This window comes from Streptomyces sp. 5-10 (genome assembly GCF_014712245.1).
GTDB lineage: Bacteria > Actinomycetota > Actinomycetes > Streptomycetales > Streptomycetaceae > Streptomyces > Streptomyces violaceusniger.
In genome coordinates, this window is the sequence record NZ_JACVYG010000003.1 from 147,135 (window position 1) to 167,397 (window position 20,263).

Genomic DNA, 20,263 nt, shown 5'->3' on the forward strand with positions numbered 1-20,263 from the left:
GCGGCCGGGCCCATGTGTGTGGGCCCGGCCGCGCCCGGTCAGTCGGCGGCGAGTCCGGTCCGCCAGCTCGGTATCGAGGGCTTCCAGTCGAGCGCCTGCCGGATGCGGTCGTTGGACGCGCCGCGCATGGCGGTCAGCTGGTGGCCGGTGAGCCAGCCCAGCAGCCGCTCGGCCAGTGGCGCCGGCACCGTACGGGGCGGGGGCGCTCCGAGCAGTCGGGCGTATTCGGGCAGCCAGACCGCGGCCTCCGCCGGGTCGTCATCGGCCACGTTGAACACGCCGTCGGTATCCGCCTCGACGGCACGGACCGCGGCCCGTGCGGCGTCCTCGACGTGGAGGAAGGAGGTGACGCCGGTGGCGGGCTCGGGCAGCGGCAGTCTGCCGCGCGCCACCGCGTCGCGGATCGCACCGCCACGGTGGTAGAGGGTGCCCGGCCCGTACAGGGTTCCGTAGCGCAGGACGATCCCGGAGAGGTTCGCGGCGCCCAGCACCCGCTGCTCCAGTTCGGTGATCGCGCGGACGGTGAGCGCCCAGCCCGGATCCGGTGCGTCGAGGTGGAGCGGTGCGTCCTCGGTGAGCACCGGCCCGCCGCGGGGAGCCGTGGCGAAGGCGATGCTCTGGGCCACCATCCGCCGCGCTCCGGCCGCCTCGGACGCCGCGATCAGATGCGCGGTGGATTCGGTGCGCAGCCGGGCGGTGCGCTCCAAGCCCTCCGCGGTGGGCCCCCGCAGCGCGGTCAGCTGATGCACCACCACCTCGGGCCGGGCCGAGAGCACCGCCGCGCGCACCGCCTCGGCGTCCAGCGCGTCGGCCACCACGACGCCGTCCAGGCCCAGACCGGCCGCGCCGGACGGCTCCCGTACCAGCGCGGTCACATGGTGGCCGCGGGCGCTGAGCAGCGGGACCAGCGCCCGGCCGATCACTCCGGTGGCCCCGGCCACAAGGACCCGCGCCGTCATGCCGGGCCTCCCTGGGCCCGCATCAGCAGGCGGCAGGCGGGATCGCCGTTCCGCAGACACGCGGTGGCGCGGTTGCGGGTGAGTTCGACCCCCAGCCCCTCCGACCAGCCGGCGTGGATGTCGGTACAGGGGCACTCGTAGCCGTCGAGCGAACCGGCCATCCGGACCATGGTCACGGCGAAGTTCTGCCGCATGGTCAGCTCGATATCGCCGTCCGGGAGCACCGCGGTCCCGCCGTCGCGCAGTTCGTTCGGGAACATCCACTCGGAGCAGGCATCGTACCGGCGGCGGAGTTCCTCGAGGTCGGCGGCCGGTTTTCCGCCGAATTGGCGGCGGATCCGCTTGCCCACCTGGATGGCCACATACCGCAGCGCCTCGGCGTTGATCTCATTCGCCACGTCGTGTCCGAACCTCTTCGCCACGCCCTGGTACCAGCGCGCGTCGTGCAGCCACCACTGCCGGTACACGTCCAAGGTCCTCGGGCGCGGGCTCGTGCCGTGGCTCGTATGGTCGAGCGCGGTCATCGCACCTTCCCGTCCAGCTCGCCGTCGGCCGCCCGGGCCCGGAACCGCTCGCGCATCTCCCGCTTGAGCACCTTGCCGGTGGCTCCCTTCACCACCTCGCTCGCGTCCATCCGGAGCGCCCCGGTCAGCGGCGGGAAGCCTGCGGCGGCCAGCACCCGGTTGACGTCGGCCGTCCATCGGGCGTCGTCCCCGTCCGTCCGCGCCGCATCCGCCGTGTCCGCGCGCACCTGCAGCAGGGCGTAGGCGTCGGCGGTCCCGTCGCCGTCCCAGTCCGCGCGTACGCCCTCGGGCGCGACCGCCACCACCGTGCAGTCCTCGAGCTCGGGCAACTCGCGCAGCAGCAACTCCTCGGTGCGGGTGCTGAACACGATGCCCGCGGGGGTGCGGATCGCGTCCGGCGCGCGGTCCAGGTGGTAGAAGTTTCCTTCCTCATCCCGATAGGACAGATCGCCGGTGAGCCAGTAGCCACCGAGCCGCAGCCGGTGGAAGGTCAGCGAGTCGTTCCAGTATCCGGGGGTGAGCGTGGGTGAGCGCACACCGAGGCGGCCGATCTCGCCGGGCGGCAGCGGTGTGCCGTCCTCGGAGAGCACCGCCGCCTCGGCGAAGCTCATCGGTTTGCCGACGCAGCGGGAGAACGACGACTTGCCGGGCCGGTGTCCGTTGTGGAAGAGCGAGTAGCCGGTCTCGGAGGAGCCAAGTCCGTCGGTGAAGACGGATCCGGGGACCCGGCACCGCTTCAGGTCCCGGCCGACCGTCTCGTGGCTGCCCTGCTCGATCAGCGCCTTGATGTGGGCCTCGTGCGCCGCGTCCCCGGTGTTGTACCACGCCTCCACGCTGGACAGATCGCGGACGGAGAGGTCCTGGGCCGCCATCTCCCCGTACGTTCCGGCGAACGCGAACACCGTGGTGGGGCGGAACGACTCCATGGCGTCCAGGACGTCGACCCCCCGCTGGCTGGACAGCATGAGGACGGGCGAGCGCAGCAGGAAGCCGAACAGCATGACCGAGATGGCGGCGTTGTGCGAGCCGGGCAGCGCGACCAGCAGCCTGCCCATCGCGGAGCCGACCGACAGCTTCAGCCGGTGCAACTGCGCGTACAGCAGGGTTTCGTGGGTGTGCGGCACGGCCTTGGGCATACCGGTGGTGCCCGAGGAGTGGGAGATGATGATCGGGTCGGTGGCGTGGTGGGCGTACGGGTAGGCCGCGGGGAGTTCGCGGTCCTCCGCGCGGATGTCGGCCGCCGTGACGCAGAAGCCGAGGCCCAGTTCGGCCCGGTCGCGGGCCAGGACCGCGTGGTGGGCATGGTCGGTGATGGCGCCGACGGCGCCCTGGCGCCGCACGTACGCGCGGGCGATCTCCGGGCGGAGGTTGCCGTTGACGAACGAGGGGATCGCGCCCAGGGAGGTGAGGGCGAGGAAGTTGATGGCGAACTCGGTGCTGGACCAGGTCTGGATCGCCACCGGGTCGCGGGGCCCGACACCCTGTGCGTGGTACCAGCTCGCGTAGATCGCCACGGTCTCGTGCAGCTCTCCCAGGGTCAGTACCCCGGGGTGGCCGCCGTCCGGGGCCTGCCAGGTGGCGTCGGTCCACAGGACCTGCTCGTCGAGCGGTCTGCCGTACGCCTTCAGCCGGTGGATCACATTCCCGGCCCCCAGGGTGGCGTCCTCGCTGATCTGCGCGCGTTCCTGCTTGGAAATCATGGTGTGGTTCCTTGGATTCGGGCGGCCAGCTCGACCAGGCCGCGAAGGGTGCCGTACTCCCCCGAGGGGGCGGGCGGGATGTCGGACGGCGGGCGCGGGACCGGATCCTCCCGGTCCAGCACGATGGCCACGGCCAGGTCCGCGGCGGGTGGGCCGGTACGCAGCTCGCGGTACGCCGCCGTGGTGCGCTCGGTGCCGGTCAGCTCGACCCCGATGAGCACGACGCGGTCCAGGTCCTCGTCCTCCAGCAGCAGTTCCGCGGCGGCCAGCAGCTCACCGGCCGGGTCCGTCACGGTGGACAGGCAGAGCAGCGGCCCGGTGATGGCGAACTCCCGGCTGAGCTGCCCCAGGACCGCGTTGGCGGTGGACTGCATGAACAGCAGCGGATTGTGCACCTGCCCGGCCACCAGCAGCCGGCTGCCGAGGTCGAGGGTGGCGGCGTCCCCCATCGTGCTGACCAGGACCATGGCGGTCCTGGAGCCGTCGCCCGGCCGGGCGGTCAGGCATCGCTCGACGGCCTGGTACACCATCGGGTTGAAGGCGGACTCCACGAAACCGGCGACCGGCGGCGCGGAGGGGCCGGACATCGCGGCGATCATGCTCGCTCCAGTACCAGCGCGGTATTGGCGCCGCCGAACGCGGCGTTGACGGTGAGCGCGCACCGGAGCTCGGCCTTGTGCGGACGGTTGGGCACATAGTCGAGGTCGCAGTGCGGATCGGGTTCAGTGAACCCGGCGGTGGGCGGCAGCACCCCGTCCCGCAGCGCGAGCAGGGTGATCACGAGTTCCACGACTCCGGACGCCTCCAGCAGATGTCCCGTGGTGCTCTTCGTCGAACTCACCGGCGTCCGGGCGGCCGCCGCGCCGAGGAGCGTGTGCAGCCCGCGCGTCTCGGCGGGGTCGTTGTACCGGGTGGCGGTGCCATGCGCGTTCACGTAGTCGATCCGCGGGCCGCCCGCACGCCGCAGGGCCCGGCCGGCGGCCCTGACCAGCCCGGCACCCTCCGGATGGGGCCGGGCGACGTGGTGGGCGTCACCGGCGGCGCCCCAGCCGGTCAGCGCGCCGAGCGCACGCGCTCCCCGGCGACGGGCGCTCTCGGCGGATTCGAGCACCACCGCGGCGGCTCCGTCCCCGAGCAGCAGACCGCTGCGGTCGGCGCAGAACGGACGCACCATCCCGTCCCGGGAAAGGGCGAATCCCGAGTCGAACTTGGCCAGGTTCTCCTCCTCCACCAGGTACGCCCCGGCACAGATCGCGGTGTCGGCCCGGCCGGAGGCGATGAGCCGGCAGGCGTGCGTGATCGCGGTGGCCGAGGCGACGCACGCGCTGGTGAACGCCAGCCGGGGGCCGCGCAGGCCGAGGGTGTCCGCGAGGGTCTCGGCCTGCCACGCGGGCACGGTCTCCACGGCGCCGCCGGAGTCCACCGCGTCGGCAGAGCCGGGAGCGCCGGGTGAGCCGGGAGAAGCGGGTGAGCCGGGTGAGCCGGAAGACCCGGGAGCGCCGGGTGCGTCCGCGGTCCGCCAGAAGCGGGTCAGGCCGGTGAAGTCGCCCGCGGTCCCCACCAGGACGGCGGCCTCGGCACCCGTCGGCAGCCCGGCCATGGCGACCGCCGCCCCGGCGACTTCGGCCAGCACCTCCCGCAGCGGGGCGGCCGGGCCGCCGGTGGCGGCCAGGCCCGTCCGGTACGGGCCGGTGTCGAAGCGGGTGATCGGCCCGAACGCGGGTCGCCCGTCGAACACGCCCTCCCGCACGGCGTCCGCCCCGGTGCCGAACGCCGTGCGCACCCCGAATCCGGTCAGCAGCACCTCACGGCCCATGGACGCCCACCAGGTAGTCGGTGATCCGGCGTATCGAGGTGAATTCGGCGAGGAACGCGTCGGCCGGCTCGATCTCCAGGCCGTAGCGCAGCTCCAGTTGGTGCAGGAACCACACCAGCCCCAGCGAGTCCAGGGCGAGTTCGGCGTCGTCGTCCAGGCCGGGCGGCAGATCGGCGAAGATCTTGGGGTCGGACAGCAGTTCCCGGACGGCGTCGGTGGTGATCCTCGGCCGGGCTTCGGATTCCGCGGTCATGCCGTGGCGCCCCGCTTCACGACATCGTTGATCAGGTCGCCCAGGTTCATCGCGCCGGCCTGCTCGATGTCGCTGTCGGGGAACTTCACGTCGAACCGGCGCTCCAGGCGGAGGAGCAGCTCGATCAGGCCCAGTGAGTCGATGTCGATTCCACCGGTGCCCATGGGGCTGTCATCGCTGATCTCGTCCGGGGCGAGCGGATGGTTCATCTCCTCGCTGATCGTGCTGAGCACGAACTCGCGGATCTCCTTCTGCAAGGCCGTCTGCGTCTCCATGGTGCGCAACCTTTCTGTGCCACAGGGGTTGATGCGGGGTGGGCGGCAAGGGGCGGTCAGCCGGGTCAGCGGTCGGGAGCGCGGGCGAGCAGGGCGTCGCGGCGCCTGACCAGCTTTCCGTTGGAGGTGCGGGGCAGATCCGCCAGGACGTGGACGACGCGGGGCACCTTGTAGTCGGCCAGCCGGTCCCGGCACCAGCGCAGCAGCTCCCCCGCCGAGGGGCCGTCCGGCGCGACCGAGACATAGGCTTCGGTGGCTCCGGCGTGCACGACCACGGCCCCGCTGACCCCGGGGTGCCGGCACAGCACGGCCTCCACCTCGGTCAGATCGACCTTGAGGCCACCGATGACCACCAGGGAGTCGCCCCGGCCCAGCAGCCGCACGGCGCCGGAGGGATCCAGTTCGGCCCGGTCGTGGGTGCGCAGCCAGCCGTCGGCGTACCGGTCGCCGCCGGAACCGTGCAGATACGGCGAGCCGTCCGGCAGCCAGACGTCCAGCTCGCCCTCGCGGATCCTCAAGCGCACACCGGGCGCCGCCCGGCCGACCGAGGGCCGCGAGGCGCCGCTGACCTCCATCGCGATGAAGCCCGTTTCGGTGGTTCCGTACGACTCGCCGACGCCGATGCCGAACCGCTCGGCGAACCGCGCGGCGGTCTGCGGCGGCATGATCTCCCCGCCGGAGACCGCCGCGCGCAGCGAGGGCAGGGCGGGCAGGCTCCGGGCGGTGCTCAGCAGTTCGTAGTGGAACGGGGTGCCGAAGATCACGTGGACGTCGTGGCGCCCGGCGGCGCCGAGGATGTCCTTGGCCGACACCCGTGGCGCGAAGACCGCGGCGACGCCCGCGACGAGGGAGTGCAGCACCCCGGCGATCAGGCCGAAACTGTGCGCGGTCGAGCTCAGCAGCAGCACCCGCTCGCCCAGGACCGGCATCCCCTCGATCCGGGTGAACCGCTCGATCTCGGCCGACAGGGAGGCCGCGGTCCGTCCGATCACCTTGGGCAGCCCGGTGGAACCCGAGCTGAACTGCACCAGCCGGTGCTCGGTCGTCGCCGGGCGGCCGTCCGGGTACCGGGAGGTGATCACCTCGTACCTGGGCTGGAACGTGAGCGGTGAGCGGCCCGCCGTACCCGAGCCGACCAGGAACTGTGGGTGGCACAGCGAGCGCAGGGCGTCCACTTCGGACGGTTTGAGCCGGTGGTCGACCAGCATCACCTGGGCGCCCAGCCGCCACAGCGCGAGCAGCACCTCTATCTGGGTGCAGCTCGGCGGTATCTGGAGCATCACCGTATGCCCCTCGCCGATGCCGTGCCCGGCGAAGACCTCCGCCTCCATGTCCACGGCGGCCCGGACCTCACCGCGGCTCACCGGGTGGTCGCCATGGACGAGATAGGGCAGTTCGTCGGGATGGGCGTCGAAGAGCGTGTCGACGAGCTCCCTCATCGGTGCGCTCATCAGTGTTCCTTGCAGAACTCGCCGATGGGGAAGCCCACATGGCGCTGGTCCGTGGCCAGGTAGCCGAGCAGTTCGTCGCCGCGCCGCAGCTCGGTGACGTTGTGGACCTTGCCGCCGGGCCCGAGCACCCGCACATGCCAGTCGTCCTGGACGGTCAGGCTCACCACGGTGTCGTCGGCCGACCGCGCGGTGATGGTCAGCAGCGGACGTGACTCCAGCTTGGCCCGGCCGACCGTGACCGGCCGGGTCCGGCCCTCGGAGTTGACGGCCAGGGTCGTGCTGCCCGAGCCCAGCTCGCTCAGGTAGTTGGTCCGGTTCTCCGGGCCGAGCACATAGGAGTGCAGGGCGCCGGCGTTGACCCGGAACGGGCGGGTCGGCATGTACGGCAGCGGATGGGTCTCGCTGCAGCACAGGATGAAGCCGGTCGAGTACGAGCCGACCAGGATGCCCTCGTCCTCGGCGAAGTGCGTGCAGGTGTCCACGCACACCCGGTCGCCGAGCCCGTGGTGCTCGATGCGGTCGACGGTCAGCGTGGTCAGCTCCAGCGGAGAGGTTCCGGCCTCCAGCAGCCGGGCCAGCGCGAACACCTCCCCGGCGTCGGAGGGAGCCAACAGGACCCCGTCCGAGCCGCGTTCGAGCACGTCCAGCACGGTGGCGGCCTCTTCCAGGTCCGCGCAGACGGTGATCAGCTTTCCGGCGGAGCGGTCCGCCGCGGCGAGCACGATCTCCAGGGGGATCTTGGTCGGGTCGGCGAAGCGGACGACGGTCTGGGGCAGCGCGACCGCGGCGGCGCACGCCAGCCGCAGCGACGGTTCGTCGTGTACGTCGACCCAGGCGGCGGTGTCGGCGTCGAGGTCGTACAGCTGCTTCTCCTCGGTCACCGCCGCGGTGGTGACGGCGGTGACGGTGGGGGGCAGCGCCTTGAGGACGGATTCGTCATCACAGAGCACGCCCTGCATCCGGGTGTGGATGGCGGCGTCCACGACGGACTCGAGCCGGGCCTGCGGAACGGAGCGGAGGTCGATCCATGCGAACTTCATGCTGCTCCTGTCGCGATCGTCGAGGGGTGGTGGGTCGTTCCGGCTTCGGCGGCGTGCACAACGGCGGCGAGCCGGGCCACCAGCGAGGAGGGTGAGGGCGAGGAGAAGATCCGGCGGCCCACCGCGAGTCCCCGGCAGCCCGCGAGCATCAACGAGGTCCCGTGGCTGACCAGGTCCGAGCCGTCGGGCGGGCCGCCCGCGGCGAGGATCGGCAGCGGACAGCTGTTCACCACCTCGGCCATCCGGTCCATCGGCAGGGCGATCGAGGTCTTCACGAGGTCGGCGCCGAGATCCGCGGCGATGTTGACGGCGTGGGCGAGCAGCGCCGGGTCGTGCGGATCGGCGATCCGCGGCCCCCTCGGGTAGACCATCGCGAGCAGCGGCATGTTCCAGAGGTCGCACGAGGCCGCGACGGTCCCGAGGTCCCGCAGTTGCCGGTGCTCGGTGTCCGATCCGAGATTCACATGCACGCTCACCGCGTCCGCGCCCAGCCGTACGGCCTCTTCGACGTCGCCGACGAGCACCTTGGCGTCGGTGTCGGCCGCGTGCACGGTTCCCGCGCTCAAGTGGACCACCAGGGCGCAGTGGCGCAGGATGTCCGGTGCGATCGCCCGCGCCCGGCCCTTGTGGACGACGACCGCGTCCGCGCCGCCGTCCACCAGTGCCCTCAGCAGCCCGTTCCAGCGGGCCTGGGACACCACCGGCCCATCGGACACACTGTGGTCGAGCGGGACGAAGAGATACCTTCCGTCCCCCGCGGCCGAGAGCCTGCGCATCCGGAATGATTTACCAATATCGGTCATGTGCCAGGCACACCTCTCCCAAGGGGCGAACCGCGCAGAGGATTGCGGAGACAGAATGGCACGGCGCCGCAAAAGCGAGTGGATATCGAATCTCCATAACTTCGCGGTTATGCGGTTCTGAGGAATTTCTGAGATTGCTCTGACAGGCTGTCCGACGGCTATTTCGCCGGAGCCGAAACCGCGTTTTCCAGGAGGCTGGTTTGACCGCCTTGACCGACCCGGTACGCATCTCGATCGCCTGTCACGGCGGACGCGGTCACACCGCCAGGCTGGGTGAGGCCGTACGAGCCGGGGCGAGCCGGGTTCCGCACACCGAGGTCACCTCGGTCCGGGTCGACCGGATCACCGATCAGGAATGGCATCGGCTCGACGACGCCGACGCGATCATCTTCGGCGCCCCGACCTATATGGGCACGGCCTCATCGGCCTTCCACACCTTCGCGGAGGCGAGCGCCAGACGCTGGCTCACCCGCCGCTGGCAGGACAAGCTGGCGGCGGGATTCACCAACTCCGGCTCGATGGCGGGGGACAAGGCCGGCACCCTGGGCTATTTCGCCACCTTCGCCGCACAGCACGGCATGCTCTGGGTCAGCCTCGGGCTGGCCCCGGGCTGGAACTCCTCCTCCGGCAGCGAGTTCGACCCGAACCGGCTCGGTTTCTACCAGGGCGCCGCCGCGCAGTCCCCCGTGGACGACAGATCGGGGACGGTGCACAAGTCCGACCTCGCCACCGCGGAACACCTCGGGCACCGGGTCGCGGAGCTCACCCGGACCGTCGTCGCGGGCAGACGAGCGCTACAGCCGTGAGCCACCGGCCCGCCGCGCCGGCCGCGGCCGGGGACGAGGGCGGTGCCGGGGCGGCCCCCGCCCGGCAGTGGTGGACCGTGGCCGTGGCGGTCCTGGCGCAGACACTGGTCCTGCTGGACAACACGGTCCTCAACGTGGCGATGGAAACCCTCGCCGACCCGGTCCACGGACTCGGGGCGAGCGCGGCGGACCTGGCCTGGGCCAACGCCTCGTACTCGCTGGTCTTCGCCGCGGGCAGCTTCGCCGGTGGCGCGCTCGCCGACCGCTACGGACCGCGTCGCACCCTGGTCGCCGGGCTGGCGCTGCTGGCCTGCGCCTCCGCGCTGGCCGCGTTCTCGGACGGGGCCACGGAGCTGATCGTCACCCGTGGTTTCATGGGCGCGGGCGGGGCGCTGATCACCCCGGCGACGCTGGCGATCGTCACCCGCGGTACCGCGCCGGCCGACCGGACCCGGGCGATCGCGGTCTGGGCCTCCGCGGGCGGCGCCGCCGTCGCGCTCGGACCGGTGGTCGGCGGTGCGCTGCTGACCCGGTTCTGGTGGGGCTCGGTGTTCCTGGTCAACCTTCCGGTGGTGGCGGTGTGCCTGGCCGGCGCGGGTCTGCTGGTGCCCGAGCTGCGCTACGCCGAGCGCAGGGTGCTCGACCCGCTGGGCCTGGCGCTCTCCGTACTGGGGCTGGGCCTTGTGGTGTACGGCGTCATCCGGGGCGGCCGCCCGTCCGGCTGGACGAGCCCGGCCACGCTGCTGCCCGTGGCGCTCGGCCTCGTCCTGCTGGCGGCGTTCGTGGTATCGCAGAGCCGCCGGGCCGCGCCGGGTTTCGATGTGCGCCTGTTCACCGAGGCGCGCTTCGCGGGCGGCAGCGTGACCCTGCTGCTGCTCTTCTTCGGCCTGGCGGGGCAGCTCTTCTACTGCGCCTTCTATCTCCAGGGGGTGCACGGACTGTCGGCGCTGGCCGCCGGGGCCGTGATGTCGGCCGCCGCGGGGGGCATCGTCCTCGGCAACCAGGTCTCGCCCGCGCTGTCCCGGCTGCTGACCGTCCGCTGGTGCGCGGTCGCCGGGATACTCCTGTCGAGCGCCACCTTCGGTGGCTATCTGCTCTTCGACGCGGACACCCCGGTGGCCTGGATCGCCGGGACGCTGTTCGCGCAAGGAGCGGGTATCGGTCTTGTGGTCGCGCCGATGACGGCGAAGATGATGGCCGCCCTGCCACCGCGGTACACCGGCGCCGGTGCGGCGATCAACGCCGCGGCCCGGCCGGTGGGCAGCACACTCGGGGTCGCGGTGCTCGGCTCGGTCCTCGCCACCGCCTATCGCGGGGCCGTCCGGCCCGCGCTCACCGGGCTGCCTCCCGGGCCACGGGAGAAGGCCCTGGACTCCGCCGAGGCCACCCGGGCGGTGGCGAGGTCGCTGAACCGGCCCGAGCTCCTCGCCGCCGCGGACCGGGCCTATCTGCACGCCATGTACGTCACCGCCTCGTGGACGGCGCTGCTGTCCCTGGCCGGTGCCGTCCTCGTCATCGGATATTTCCGGCCGCGACCATCAACGACGGAGGCAGGAAGTGGATATGGGGCTGCGCCATCTTCGAATCGTGCTCACCGTGGCTGAATCCGGCAGCATCAGCCATGCGGCCGCCACGTTGAAGATCGCCCAATCCGGACTGTCCACACAGCTCAGACGCATCGAGCAGGAATTCGGCGGGCCGCTGTTCCGGCGCCGCCCGAACGGCGTGGTGCCGACCGAGCTCGGGGTCCATGTGCTGGGGAGGGCCAGGCAGTTGCTCGACGAGTTCGGCGATCTGCTCGCCACGGCGCGGACCCTGGCCCAGCCGGCCGAACCGCCGCGGGCCGTCGGACTGGGCGGAGTGGACAACCCCTGGGTGCCGCTGATCGCCGCGCTCATCCGGGAGCGGCTGCCGCACCACGAACAGCTGACCTATCTGGAGCCCTCGTCCCAGGCCGTGCTGGAGCTGCTGCGCACCGAGAAGATCGCGCTCGCGGTCATCAGCGAGTTCCCGGACGTCGTGCCGCCCGCGGTCCCCGAGTTCGCCGTCCGCGACCTCGACACCGAGCCGGTGCTGATCGGCCTGTCCCCCGGCCACCGGCTGGCCCACCGCCAGCTGATCACCCTCGAGGAGCTAGCCGAGGACACCTGGGTCGCGCCCGGCGACCGCTCCGACGGGCTCGGCCTGAGCCTGAGGATCGCCTGCGAGCGTGCCGGATTCACCCCCCGGTTCCGGTACTTCGGCGCCGACCAGACGACCGCGGCGGCCATCGTGAGCGCGGGGAACGCGATCGGGGCCTTCTTCGCGCCGGGCGACCACTGCCCGGGGGTCTCCTTGAAACGGCTGGCGAACGGCCGGCTGTGGCGCCGCACACGGCTGGTGTGGGACGCCGAGTCGCCGCTGGCCGGGCTCGCCGAGGACCTCGACAGCGGCGCACTCGACTGGCGCCGGCCGTACGCCTCGTGAGCCCGGCCGCGGACCCGGCCGGCTCAGCCCCCGGGAACGTCCGGCCGTCTGCCCCCGACGGAGAGACACGACGCGATGGTCCGCTCCCGCGGAACCGCCTCCCCCGCCCGGGCCGCCGGCAGCTCCACGGTGAACAGCGCACCGTGCCCCGGCCGCCCGTCGGCGGTGATCCGCCCCCCATGGCTTTCGATCACCTCGCGGGCCAGCGCCAGTCCGAGCCCGAACCGTCTGCCGCGGCCGGCGGAACCCCTGGCGAACCGCTCGAAGAGGCGCGCGGTCTCCTCCGGTGCGAACCCCACTCCGGTGTCGCGTACGGACAGCGACACGATGCCGGGAAGCGGGGCGTCCACGGACACCACCACCTCCCCGCCGGGCGGGGTGTGCCCCATCGCGTTGTCGACCAGCGCGGCGATCACCCGGCGCAGGGCGGGCGCGGTGCCCACCACCACATGCCGCCCCGGCCCGGGCCGCAGCCGCACGGTCAGCCCCATCACCTGGGCCCGGGCGTCCTCGGCGGACACCGCCTCCTCGGCGAGCGCCGCCAGGTCGACCAGATCGCGCGATCGCGGCGACTGGGGCAGCCGCGCGGACAGCAGCAGGTCGTCGATGACGTCACCGAGCTGCCGGGTGCCGGTCACCAGGCGCTGGAGGTCGGTGGCCAGCTGCTGGGGGGTCTCCGAGCCGGAGCGCCGGGCCAGCAGCTGGGCGCGGGTGTGCAACTGGGTCAGCGGGGTGCGCAGTTCATGGCTGGCGTCCGCGACGAACCGCCGCTGCCGGTCCAGTGCCTCGGACAGCGGCTCCATCGACCGCCGCGCGAGCATGCCGCTGGCGGCCCCGACGAGCAGCAGGCCAACCGCCTCGGCCGCCGCGAAGGCGAGCAGCAGATGGTTGCGGTCGGCGCGCTGGAACCGTTCCCCGTACGCCGCCTGGACGAGCTCCGCACCACGCCGGGCGGTGCGCACCGTGTACAGCTCACCCCCTCGCTCCACCCGCTCCAGCACCGGAGGAGCGCCCGCGCGGACCGCGGCCAGGCTGGATCGCACGGGCAGCCCGGCGGGGGTGCCGGGGGTGCTGCTGGCCACTCCGCCCCGCTCCACGGTCATCCACACACAGACCGGCGGGCTGTCGACGGTGTTGTGGTCGATGCCCCACTGGGTTTCCCGCTCCGCGTCGGCGCGCTGGGCGAACAGTACGACGGTGTAGACGATGGCCCCGACGATCAGCATGATCACGGACATCACCAGCGAGATCCGCCAGGTGATCGTCCACTGGGCGGAGGCGAGCCTACGCTGCTCGGGGCTCCGCGCCGGGCGGCGCGGGAAGCGGATCGGCATCGCGTTCACAGCGCCCCCAGCTGGTAGCCGCGCCCCCGAACGGTGCGGACGACGTCGCGGCCCAGTTTCCGCCGCAGGTAGTAGACATAGGTGTCGACGATGGACTCGGCCGAGGTGTCGGGGAAGACCCGCTCGCGGAGGTGGGCACGCTCGTGCACCATCCTGGGGCCCTCGGCGAGCGCGTGGAGCAGTCCGAATTCCCGCAGGGAGAGTTCGACGTCCGTGCCGTCGGCCAGGCGCACCTCGCGGCGCCGGAGGTCCAGCTGTCCGTCGCCGAGCGGCAGGACTTCGGCGTCGATGAGGTCGCGTCGGTGCAGCGCCCGCACCCTCGCCAGCAGTTCGTCCACTTCGAAGGGCTTGACCAGATAGTCGTCCGCGCCGGAGTCGAGGCCGGTGACACGCTCGTCGAGTGCACCCAGCGCGGACAGCACCAGCACCCGGGTGGTGACACCGACCCGCCGTAATCGTTTCACCAGGTCCAGGCCCTCGATGCCCGGAAGCATCCGGTCGATGACCATCACCTGATGTCGTCGTCCCAGAGCGAGATGAAGCCCCCGTTGCCCGTCGAACGCGACATCGACGTCGTAACCCTCTGAGCTGAACAACTCGGCCAGCATGTCTGCGGTTTCCCGGTCGTCCTCGACCAGTAACAGCCGTGTCTGATCCGCAGTCGACCGGTCTATATCGGCTGGGTAGATCATTCGCTCATCTTGGCCCAATCGGCGTCGGTACGACGTCAGGGGTGCGCAACCGGTCCTGAAGGCGCCGGAAATGGCTCGGAGACTGACCTCCGCCGTCCCTCCGCCGTCCCGGTACCTCGGACCAAAGCGAACCGGAACCCGTTCCGGATACGAGCTGGGCCGGGCCCCATCAGCCCGGTGTCCGGCGCGGAGTGGCCGCCCAGGCGCTGGACACTCAGCACGCGGCCCGCCTGTGGCAGATCTCGCTCGACCTGCTCGCGGCCGCCGCGGCCACCACCTGACCACGCCATCCCCTACGGGCCGGGCGGAGCGGTCTATCGCTTGTACGGATCCCCGTCAGGGAGCCATGCGTCCGGCGCGTGGATGCCGAAGTCGCCGACGCCTTCCGTCAGGGCGTCGACGGTGGTCAGTACGGCCGGGCGGAGTTCTTCCCGGCGCCAGACGAGGGACCAGGTCCAATAGACCTTCGGCTCGACCACGGGCCGCGCGACCAGATCGGGCGGCAGTGAAGTGGTCTGCCCCTTGGGCGAGTTGAGGACCGGCCGCCCGCGGCGGCGTACATGGTCGAAGAACACGGGACCGGTGATGCCACCGTCCGCGATGCGCACCGCGGCGGCGCCGGTGTCGGCGGCCAACCGTTCCGCGTAGTCGTTCCAGGACACCCATGTGGTGGCGTCGTCGTCCAGCAGCACGGCGGTGTCCCGGGCGCGGACCTCGCCGGTGTCCCGCCCGGCCGAGACGGCGTAGAGCCGGTCCGCGCCGATCAGCCGGGCGCTGAGTCCGCGCTTGTCGAGATCGTCCGTACGAATCCAGCACACCGCGAGGTCGAGACTGCCGTCCGCGACGCGGGCGGCCTGGGCGTGGGAGGGCGCCACCCATGCGTCGATGTGCAGGCGCGCCACGGACGAGGCGCGTGCGGTCAGGTCCGCGGGCAGCCAGTTCACATAGCCGAGCCGCACCGGTTCCGAGCCCGCGATCCGCGCGGCGCGGTTGCGCAGATCGTCGGCGCGGTCGAGCAGGTCCCGGGTGTGCGGGAGCAGGGCCGCTCCGGCCGGAGTGAGGGCCACCGAACGGCGGTCGCGGTCGAAGAGCCGGACGCCGAGGTCCCGTTCCAGCGCCTTGATCTGCTGGGACAGGGAGGGACCGGCGATGAGAAGCCGCTCCGCGGCCCGGCCGAAGTTCAGCTCCTCGGCTACCGCGACGAAATACCGCAACTGGCGCAGCTCCACGCTCGCCATGCTACCCGCGGTGAGGGCGGCACCCATGAGTCGATCAGCGGTTGCCGCCTCAGGCGCCGACCGGTTCCTGCGGTGTGCGGGCTCCCAGCAACGCCAGGCAGTTCGGCCATACCGCGCTGAGCCGGGAAGCGTTGTTGTAGAGCTTGGCGAACAGGACCTGACCCTCGAGCTGCGCGACCACGGACCGAGCGGCTTCGCGGGTGTCGGCGACGGTGACCTCGTCACGCTCGACGGCATCGGCGATGACCGAGTCGACCATCTCGACCTGGGTCTCGAAGATCTCCTGCAGCCGCTCGCGGACGGCTTCGGTCTGATTGCTCATCTCCAGGGTGAGGTTCCCGAACATGCAGCCCGAAACGGTCCCGCAGCTCCGCTGGCCGGCGCGCTGGGCGGCCTCCGTCTCCTCGAACAGCTGCCGTAGCCGTTGCAGCGGCCGCGCGCCGCTGTTCAGGATGCGGGTCCAGTCGTGCCGCTGGGCGGTCCAGTGCTCGTCGATCACGGCCAGCGCGAGGGCCTCCTTGGACTCGAAGAAGTAGTAGAAACTGCCCTTGGGCACACCGGCCGTCTTACAGATCTCGGCCACCCCCAGAGCCGAGTAGCCGCGCAGCTCGATGAGCGACCGCGCAGCGCTGAGGATCTTCTCCCTGGCATCACTCGTCCGTCCCATGTTGCCAGTATACGACCGATCGACTACCTTTTTACTAGACCGGTCATCTACTGCCCGTCCGAGAACGAACGCCCCCGACTCTCCGCTGGAGGAGCAGACGCCATGAGCACTGACGCAGCGAACGACCCGATGCACGAGGTGCTGAGGCGCTGGCAGGCCGCTTTCGACAGCCACCAGGCGGACGTCATGGCCGACCTGTTCACGCACGACGCGCTCTTCCAGGGATTCGGTCCCGAGACGATCTCCGGCCGGGACGCGGTGCGCGGCTACTACGAGGCCGTCCCGGACTACCGCAGAGCCCATCTCGGGGACGTCCACGGCTACCGGATCGGCGAGCACGTGGCCGGTGGCTTCGTCGATGTCACCTTCCGGGATCCGACGGGCTGGGAGGCCCCGGTGCACCTGTCGTTGGTCCTCCAGCACGAGGGGGACGATTGGCGGATCCGCCAGTACCACGTCTCCCGGATCGTCGCAGATCACTGAGGTCGGCGACGATCCACGCAATGCCCGGCCGGGCGTGCCGCACGCCCCGGCCCGCGGGGGTCCGAGAGAGGAAAAGCCATGAAGGAGTTCCTGGTCGAGCTCACCACCGCCGTCCCCGAGGGCACCGACCCGGCCGAGGTCGACCGTCGCCGTGCGGCCGAGGCGGTACGGGCCCGGGAACTGACCGCCGCCGGCCACCTGGCCAGGCTGTGGCGTCCGGTGGGTGAACTGCGCAGCATTGGTCTGTGGCGGGCCGCCGACGAGGCCGAGTTGCACCAGAAGGTGCTCGGTACGCTGCCCCTGTGGCCCTGGATGACGGCGGTGGTCACCGCCGTTCAGCCGCACCCCAATGACCCGGGTGGAGCCGGCGTCACCGGCTGACTCAGTGTCCGGCGTTCTGGCCGCCGTCCACGTGCATGATCTCGCCGGTGACGAACGGGGCGTTCTCGAGGTAGACGATCGCGTTGACCACATCGTCGATCTCCCCCATCCGGCCGAGCGGGTGCATCGCGGCAAGGGCCTCTTGCGCCTCGGCCGCGTGCATGGGGGTGCGGATGATGCCCAGTGCGACGGTGTTGACGCGGATGCCACGGGCCGCGTACTCGATCGCCAGCGCCCTGGTGACCGCGTTCAGTCCGCCTTTGGTCAGCGAGGCGAGCGCCGAGGGCGTCTGTGAGTTGGCGTGGTCGACCAGGCTCGTGGAGAGGTTCACCACGTGGCCACCACCGTCCCTGGAGAGCATCGCGGCGACGGCGCTGCGCGAGGTTTCGAAGAAGCCACGCAGGTTGACCCCGGTCACGAGGTCATAATCCGCGTCGGTGAAGTCGGTGAACGGCTTGGAGACGAAGACCCCGGCGTTGTTGACGAGCGTGTCGATCCGTCCGAACCGGGCCAGGGTCGCGTCGACGATATGGGCGCCGACGCCGGGCTCGGACACGTCACCACTGACGGTCAGCACGCTGGGATCGCTCGACTCGTCCAGGGAGCGGGCGGTCGCGGTAACCGCGTAGCCGAGCTCGCGGTAGGCGGAGACCAGGGCGGCGCCGATTCCTCGGGAAGCCCCGGTGACGATGGCGACCTTCTGCACGGTGTTCATTCGACCACCGCTCTCTCCGGTTCAGGCGGTAGGTGCGATCGGGGCCGCGGCGCCGGGCAGGCGCGCCGCGGAAGTGCGCCCACTTTGCCGAGAGGCCGCTCGACGAATTCAGGTCCCGGGCGCGGTCGTTCCCGTCGTTTCCATCATGCGCCCGGCAGATGCGCACCCGCACGCCGGGGCGCCGGCACCGGGGATTCCCCCGGCGCCGGCGCCCCGGCGTGTCACGTCAGGTGACAGGGCAGGCGGTCCGGGGTCAGTGACCGGCGCTCTGGCCGCCGTCGACGTGGAGGATCTCGCCGGTGACGAACGGGGCGTTCTCCAGGTAGACGACGGCGTCGACGATGTCGCCGATCTCGCCCATCCGGCCGACCGGGTGGAGGGCGGCGAGTGTGTCGTGGTACTCCGCCGGGTGCATCGGCGTCCTGATGATGCCGAGGGCTACGGCGTTGCTGCGTATGCCGCGGGTGGCGTATTCGATGGCCAGGGCCTTGGTGGCCGACTGCAGTCCGCCCTTGGTGAGGGAGGCCAGTACGGAGGTGACCGCGGAGTGGGCGTGGTCGACCAGGCTGGTGGTGATCTGGACGATGTGTCCGCCACCCTGGCGGAGCATCTGCTCGGTGGCGAGCTGGGTGATGCGGAAGAAGCCGCTGAGGTTGACGCCGGTGACCGCGTCGTAGTCCGCCTGCGTGTACTCGGTGAAGGGCTTGGCGACGAAGATGCCGGCGTTGTTGACCAGGGTGTCGATGCGGCCGAAGCGCTCGATGGCGGCACCGGTCACGCGCTCGGCGGTGGCGGGGTCGGCGATGTCGCCCTGGACGGTGAGGATCTCGGGATCGGAGGAGGCGGCGATCCCGCGCGAGGTGGCGACGACGGCATAGCCGAGCTTGCGGTATGCCTCGACCAGGCCCGCGCCGATGCCCTGGGACGCGCCGGTGATGACGGCGACCTTCTGACCGGAAGTGCTCATGGTGACTGTCTCCAGTGGGGGTGGGTTGTCCGGACCGGCGCTGCTCACCGGCTCTTCACGAACATAGACGACCGGTCGACAAACATCCAGAAACGGCGAGCGCGCTCCATCTCCCCCGCACCGCTGTGACCTGCGGTGGAATGCAGCGCCTACCAGATGGAAGGAAGCCGGTCACAGGGATGCCGCGGTCAGACCGGTCCACCGAGGCATCAAGGCCGAGGAGAGGAGGAGGTCCGCACCTGTGTATGCGTGGTGGCCGTAAGAGGCCGTGCCTACCAGGAGGGAGGAAGCCGATCGTGGCATTCGCCCTGGTGGCGGGGGCAGTCTGAGGCCGTGGGAGCGCAATGCCCCCCAGGCTTCCGTATCGCGAAACCGTCAAGGATCACATCGTGACCGCAGCGCCTCCGCGCCACCACGCCACCGGCTCCCGGGGCGTTCACCACTCGCCCTGGACCCATGTCGCGCAGGCCGCCGCCGCGCTGGGGGCGGGCATGGGAGTCGGCCGATTCGTCTACACCCCGATTCTTCCCCTGATGCACGCTCAGGCCGGGCTGTCCGCCGCGACGGGTGCGCATCTCGCCACCGCCAACTACGTGGGCTATTTGATCGGCGCGCTCGCCGGGACCTTCCTGCCGCGTCTGATGCGCTCCCCCGCCGTGCTGCGGAGTTGTCTGGTGGTGCTGGCGGTGTCGCTGGCCGCGATGCCACTGACGCACGCCACCGCTGTCTGGCTGTTGCTCCGGCTGTGCGCGGGCGTGGTCAGTGCGGTGATCTTCGTCATCGCCGTCAGCTCCCTGCTCAGCCATCTGCGCGACCATCCCGCCCACCTGCCCGGGTGGGCCTTCGGCGGGGTCGGGGCCGGTATCGCCCTGTCCGGGCTGCTCGTCCTCGCGCTGCGCACCATCGCGGACTGGCAGGCCGCGTGGTGGGCCTCCGCCGGGCTGAGCGCGCTGCTCGCCCTCCCCGCATGGTTCCTGCGGCCGGAACCCGCGCCCCCGTCGGCGTACGCCACCTCCGGGCCCGAAGCGGAACGGCAGGCGAGCGGCCCGCGCACCCATCGCTGGTTCACCGCGCTCTTCGCCTCGTACACGCTGGAGGGCGTCGGCTACATCATCGCGGGCACCTTCCTGGTGGCCGCGATCGAGCAGAGTTCGCCCGGCTGGATCGGCAGCGGTGCCTGGGTGCTGGTGGGCCTCGCGGCCATCCCGTCCTCCGCGCTGTGGGCCGGGTTGGGGCGGCGCTGGTCCCGCCCCAGCCTCCTGCTGGCCGCCCTGGGCGTCCAGGCCGTCGGCATCGCCCTGCCCGCGCTGATCGGTGGCGTCGCCGCGGCGCTGATCTCCGCGGTGCTCTTCGGCGCCACGTTCATCGGCGTCAGCACCCTCGCGCTCGCGACCGGCGCGCATCTGCGCTTCCCCCGCGCGGTCGCGCTGCTGACGGCCGGATACTCGGTGGGCCAGATCCTCGGCCCGCTGGTCGCCACCCCGCTGCTGCGCCACGGGTACCACCAGGCCCTGATCCTCGCGGCCGTCGTCGTGCTGGCGTCCGCCGTCGCGGCCGCCCTCCTCCGGATCGGGTTCCCCCACCACATGCCCGCGCTCGGCCACCCGGTCGTCCGCGCGGAGCCCGCACCCGACCGGCAGTCCACGGGCCCCGACACCGCCGAGGCCCGGGCGGACTGACCTCC

Annotated in this window: 22 protein-coding genes; 6 read left to right on the forward strand and 16 right to left on the reverse strand. The window is 71.6% G+C overall.

Going from position 1 to position 20,263, the window contains the following annotated elements; translation table 11 throughout:
* Positions 1 to 38: 38 nt before the first annotated feature.
* The 10 genes from avaA7 to IEJ02_RS05210 form a co-directional block, all read right to left on the reverse strand.
* Positions 39 to 959 carry a 3-diazoavenalumate denitrifying reductase gene (gene avaA7, locus IEJ02_RS05165; protein WP_191063592.1) on the reverse strand — a complete coding sequence of 307 codons (921 nt, stop codon included), beginning with the start codon at positions 957 to 959 and terminating at the stop codon, positions 39 to 41.
* Complete coding sequence (locus tag IEJ02_RS05170) at positions 956 to 1,483, reverse strand: hypothetical protein (protein ID WP_191063593.1); 528 nt, start codon at positions 1,481 to 1,483, stop codon at positions 956 to 958. The genes avaA7 and IEJ02_RS05170 overlap by 4 nt, the downstream gene beginning before the upstream one ends.
* Positions 1,480 to 3,183, reverse strand: coding sequence for a 3-aminoavenalumate diazotase (avaA6, locus tag IEJ02_RS05175; protein ID WP_191063594.1), 1,704 nt, complete (start codon positions 3,181 to 3,183; stop codon positions 1,480 to 1,482). Before avaA6 ends, IEJ02_RS05170 begins: the two co-directional genes overlap by 4 nt.
* Positions 3,180 to 3,782 (reverse strand): hypothetical protein, encoded by a 603-nt coding sequence (locus tag IEJ02_RS05180; RefSeq protein ID WP_191063595.1) that lies wholly within the window; start codon positions 3,780 to 3,782, stop codon positions 3,180 to 3,182. Before IEJ02_RS05180 ends, avaA6 begins: the two co-directional genes overlap by 4 nt.
* Positions 3,779 to 4,999, reverse strand: coding sequence for a beta-ketoacyl-[acyl-carrier-protein] synthase family protein (locus IEJ02_RS05185; protein ID WP_191063596.1), 1,221 nt, complete (start codon positions 4,997 to 4,999; stop codon positions 3,779 to 3,781). The genes IEJ02_RS05180 and IEJ02_RS05185 overlap by 4 nt, the downstream gene beginning before the upstream one ends.
* Entirely contained in the window at positions 4,989 to 5,252 is a 264-nt protein-coding gene (locus IEJ02_RS05190) for a phosphopantetheine-binding protein (protein ID WP_191063597.1), read from the reverse strand. The genes IEJ02_RS05185 and IEJ02_RS05190 overlap by 11 nt, the downstream gene beginning before the upstream one ends.
* The gene (locus IEJ02_RS05195) at positions 5,249 to 5,527 is read right to left on the reverse strand and encodes a phosphopantetheine-binding protein (RefSeq protein ID WP_191063598.1); all 279 of its coding nucleotides are present in this window, start codon (positions 5,525 to 5,527) and stop codon (positions 5,249 to 5,251) included. The genes IEJ02_RS05190 and IEJ02_RS05195 overlap by 4 nt, the downstream gene beginning before the upstream one ends.
* A 65-nt stretch (positions 5,528 to 5,592) precedes the next feature.
* Complete coding sequence (locus IEJ02_RS05200) at positions 5,593 to 6,978, reverse strand: class I adenylate-forming enzyme family protein (protein ID WP_223863403.1); 1,386 nt, start codon at positions 6,976 to 6,978, stop codon at positions 5,593 to 5,595.
* On the reverse strand, positions 6,978 to 8,018 hold the full coding sequence (locus tag IEJ02_RS05205; protein WP_191063599.1) for a 3-dehydroquinate synthase II family protein: 1,041 nt from the start codon (positions 8,016 to 8,018) through the stop codon (positions 6,978 to 6,980). The genes IEJ02_RS05200 and IEJ02_RS05205 overlap by 1 nt, the downstream gene beginning before the upstream one ends.
* The gene (locus IEJ02_RS05210; protein WP_191063600.1) at positions 8,015 to 8,821 is read right to left on the reverse strand and encodes a 2-amino-3,7-dideoxy-D-threo-hept-6-ulosonate synthase; all 807 of its coding nucleotides are present in this window, start codon (positions 8,819 to 8,821) and stop codon (positions 8,015 to 8,017) included. Before IEJ02_RS05210 ends, IEJ02_RS05205 begins: the two co-directional genes overlap by 4 nt.
* 209 nt (positions 8,822 to 9,030) lie before the next feature.
* Between IEJ02_RS05210 and IEJ02_RS05215 the strand changes: the two genes are divergently transcribed.
* The 3 genes from IEJ02_RS05215 to IEJ02_RS05225 are packed head-to-tail and all read left to right on the forward strand — an operon-like array spanning position 9,031 to position 12,093.
* Complete coding sequence (locus IEJ02_RS05215) at positions 9,031 to 9,627, forward strand: flavodoxin family protein (protein ID WP_137982378.1); 597 nt, start codon at positions 9,031 to 9,033, stop codon at positions 9,625 to 9,627.
* A complete protein-coding gene (locus IEJ02_RS05220) occupies positions 9,624 to 11,231 on the forward strand; it encodes an MFS transporter (protein ID WP_191063601.1) in 1,608 nt (535 codons plus the stop codon). The genes IEJ02_RS05215 and IEJ02_RS05220 overlap by 4 nt, the downstream gene beginning before the upstream one ends.
* A complete protein-coding gene (locus IEJ02_RS05225; protein WP_191063602.1) occupies positions 11,224 to 12,093 on the forward strand; it encodes a LysR family transcriptional regulator in 870 nt (289 codons plus the stop codon). The genes IEJ02_RS05220 and IEJ02_RS05225 overlap by 8 nt, the downstream gene beginning before the upstream one ends.
* Positions 12,094 to 12,116: 23 nt before the next feature.
* Here IEJ02_RS05225 and IEJ02_RS05230 read toward each other — a convergent pair whose 3' ends face one another.
* The 4 genes from IEJ02_RS05230 to IEJ02_RS05245 all read right to left on the reverse strand — a co-directional run bounded on the left by IEJ02_RS05230 (position 12,117) and on the right by IEJ02_RS05245 (position 16,033).
* Entirely contained in the window at positions 12,117 to 13,427 is a 1,311-nt protein-coding gene (locus IEJ02_RS05230; RefSeq protein ID WP_191063783.1) for a sensor histidine kinase, read from the reverse strand.
* A gap of 5 nt (positions 13,428 to 13,432) precedes the next feature.
* Positions 13,433 to 14,128 carry a response regulator transcription factor gene (locus IEJ02_RS05235; protein ID WP_191063603.1) on the reverse strand — a complete coding sequence of 232 codons (696 nt, stop codon included), beginning with the start codon at positions 14,126 to 14,128 and terminating at the stop codon, positions 13,433 to 13,435.
* Between the two features lie 314 nt (positions 14,129 to 14,442).
* Positions 14,443 to 15,366, reverse strand: a complete 924-nt coding sequence (locus IEJ02_RS05240; protein ID WP_191063604.1) for a LysR family transcriptional regulator — start codon at positions 15,364 to 15,366, stop codon at positions 14,443 to 14,445.
* 49 nt (positions 15,367 to 15,415) lie between these two features.
* Complete coding sequence (locus IEJ02_RS05245) at positions 15,416 to 16,033, reverse strand: TetR/AcrR family transcriptional regulator (protein ID WP_191063605.1); 618 nt, start codon at positions 16,031 to 16,033, stop codon at positions 15,416 to 15,418.
* A 102-nt stretch (positions 16,034 to 16,135) separates the two neighbouring features.
* On the opposite strand from IEJ02_RS05245, the gene IEJ02_RS05250 reads away from it, so the two are divergent.
* Together IEJ02_RS05250 and IEJ02_RS05255 are read left to right on the forward strand one after the other, a co-directional pair.
* Positions 16,136 to 16,516: a nuclear transport factor 2 family protein gene (locus IEJ02_RS05250; protein ID WP_191063606.1), complete on the forward strand. Its 381-nt coding sequence runs from the start codon at positions 16,136 to 16,138 to the stop codon at positions 16,514 to 16,516.
* A 78-nt stretch (positions 16,517 to 16,594) separates the two neighbouring features.
* Positions 16,595 to 16,897, forward strand: a complete 303-nt coding sequence (locus IEJ02_RS05255) for a muconolactone Delta-isomerase family protein (RefSeq protein ID WP_191063607.1) — start codon at positions 16,595 to 16,597, stop codon at positions 16,895 to 16,897.
* A 1-nt stretch (position 16,898) separates the two neighbouring features.
* Here the strand turns inward: IEJ02_RS05255 and IEJ02_RS05260 are convergent, their stop codons facing one another.
* Complete coding sequence (locus IEJ02_RS05260) at positions 16,899 to 17,612, reverse strand: SDR family NAD(P)-dependent oxidoreductase (RefSeq protein ID WP_191063608.1); 714 nt, start codon at positions 17,610 to 17,612, stop codon at positions 16,899 to 16,901.
* 253 nt (positions 17,613 to 17,865) lie between these two features.
* Positions 17,866 to 18,579 carry an SDR family NAD(P)-dependent oxidoreductase gene (locus IEJ02_RS05265; RefSeq protein ID WP_191063609.1) on the reverse strand — a complete coding sequence of 238 codons (714 nt, stop codon included), beginning with the start codon at positions 18,577 to 18,579 and terminating at the stop codon, positions 17,866 to 17,868.
* A 491-nt stretch (positions 18,580 to 19,070) separates the two neighbouring features.
* Here IEJ02_RS05265 and IEJ02_RS05270 point away from each other — a divergent pair, with 491 nt between their 5' ends.
* Positions 19,071 to 20,258 carry a YbfB/YjiJ family MFS transporter gene (locus IEJ02_RS05270; RefSeq protein ID WP_191063784.1) on the forward strand — a complete coding sequence of 396 codons (1,188 nt, stop codon included), beginning with the start codon at positions 19,071 to 19,073 and terminating at the stop codon, positions 20,256 to 20,258.
* The last annotated feature ends 5 nt before the right edge of the window (positions 20,259 to 20,263 follow it).

Coding starts and splice junctions, on each gene's coding strand:
- IEJ02_RS05180 (WP_191063595.1), bottom strand. CDS start 3,782: ATGATCGCCGCGATGTCCGGCCCCTCCGCGCCGCCGGTCGCCGGTTTC.
- IEJ02_RS05245 (WP_191063605.1), bottom strand. CDS start 16,033: ATGGGACGGACGAGTGATGCCAGGGAGAAGATCCTCAGCGCTGCGCGG.
- IEJ02_RS05210 (WP_191063600.1), bottom strand. CDS start 8,821: ATGACCGATATTGGTAAATCATTCCGGATGCGCAGGCTCTCGGCCGCG.
- IEJ02_RS05195 (WP_191063598.1), bottom strand. CDS start 5,527: ATGGAGACGCAGACGGCCTTGCAGAAGGAGATCCGCGAGTTCGTGCTC.
- IEJ02_RS05270 (WP_191063784.1), top strand. CDS start 19,071: ATGGGAGTCGGCCGATTCGTCTACACCCCGATTCTTCCCCTGATGCAC.
- IEJ02_RS05200 (WP_223863403.1), bottom strand. CDS start 6,978: ATGAGCGCACCGATGAGGGAGCTCGTCGACACGCTCTTCGACGCCCAT.
- avaA6 (WP_191063594.1), bottom strand. CDS start 3,183: ATGATTTCCAAGCAGGAACGCGCGCAGATCAGCGAGGACGCCACCCTG.
- IEJ02_RS05265 (WP_191063609.1), bottom strand. CDS start 18,579: ATGAGCACTTCCGGTCAGAAGGTCGCCGTCATCACCGGCGCGTCCCAG.
- IEJ02_RS05190 (WP_191063597.1), bottom strand. CDS start 5,252: ATGACCGCGGAATCCGAAGCCCGGCCGAGGATCACCACCGACGCCGTC.
- IEJ02_RS05235 (WP_191063603.1), bottom strand. CDS start 14,128: ATGATCTACCCAGCCGATATAGACCGGTCGACTGCGGATCAGACACGG.
- IEJ02_RS05230 (WP_191063783.1), bottom strand. CDS start 13,427: ATGCCGATCCGCTTCCCGCGCCGCCCGGCGCGGAGCCCCGAGCAGCGT.
- avaA7 (WP_191063592.1), bottom strand. CDS start 959: ATGACGGCGCGGGTCCTTGTGGCCGGGGCCACCGGAGTGATCGGCCGG.
- IEJ02_RS05250 (WP_191063606.1), top strand. CDS start 16,136: ATGAGCACTGACGCAGCGAACGACCCGATGCACGAGGTGCTGAGGCGC.
- IEJ02_RS05260 (WP_191063608.1), bottom strand. CDS start 17,612: ATGAACACCGTGCAGAAGGTCGCCATCGTCACCGGGGCTTCCCGAGGA.
- IEJ02_RS05170 (WP_191063593.1), bottom strand. CDS start 1,483: ATGACCGCGCTCGACCATACGAGCCACGGCACGAGCCCGCGCCCGAGG.
- IEJ02_RS05240 (WP_191063604.1), bottom strand. CDS start 15,366: ATGGCGAGCGTGGAGCTGCGCCAGTTGCGGTATTTCGTCGCGGTAGCC.
- IEJ02_RS05205 (WP_191063599.1), bottom strand. CDS start 8,018: ATGAAGTTCGCATGGATCGACCTCCGCTCCGTTCCGCAGGCCCGGCTC.
- IEJ02_RS05255 (WP_191063607.1), top strand. CDS start 16,595: ATGAAGGAGTTCCTGGTCGAGCTCACCACCGCCGTCCCCGAGGGCACC.
- IEJ02_RS05185 (WP_191063596.1), bottom strand. CDS start 4,999: ATGGGCCGTGAGGTGCTGCTGACCGGATTCGGGGTGCGCACGGCGTTC.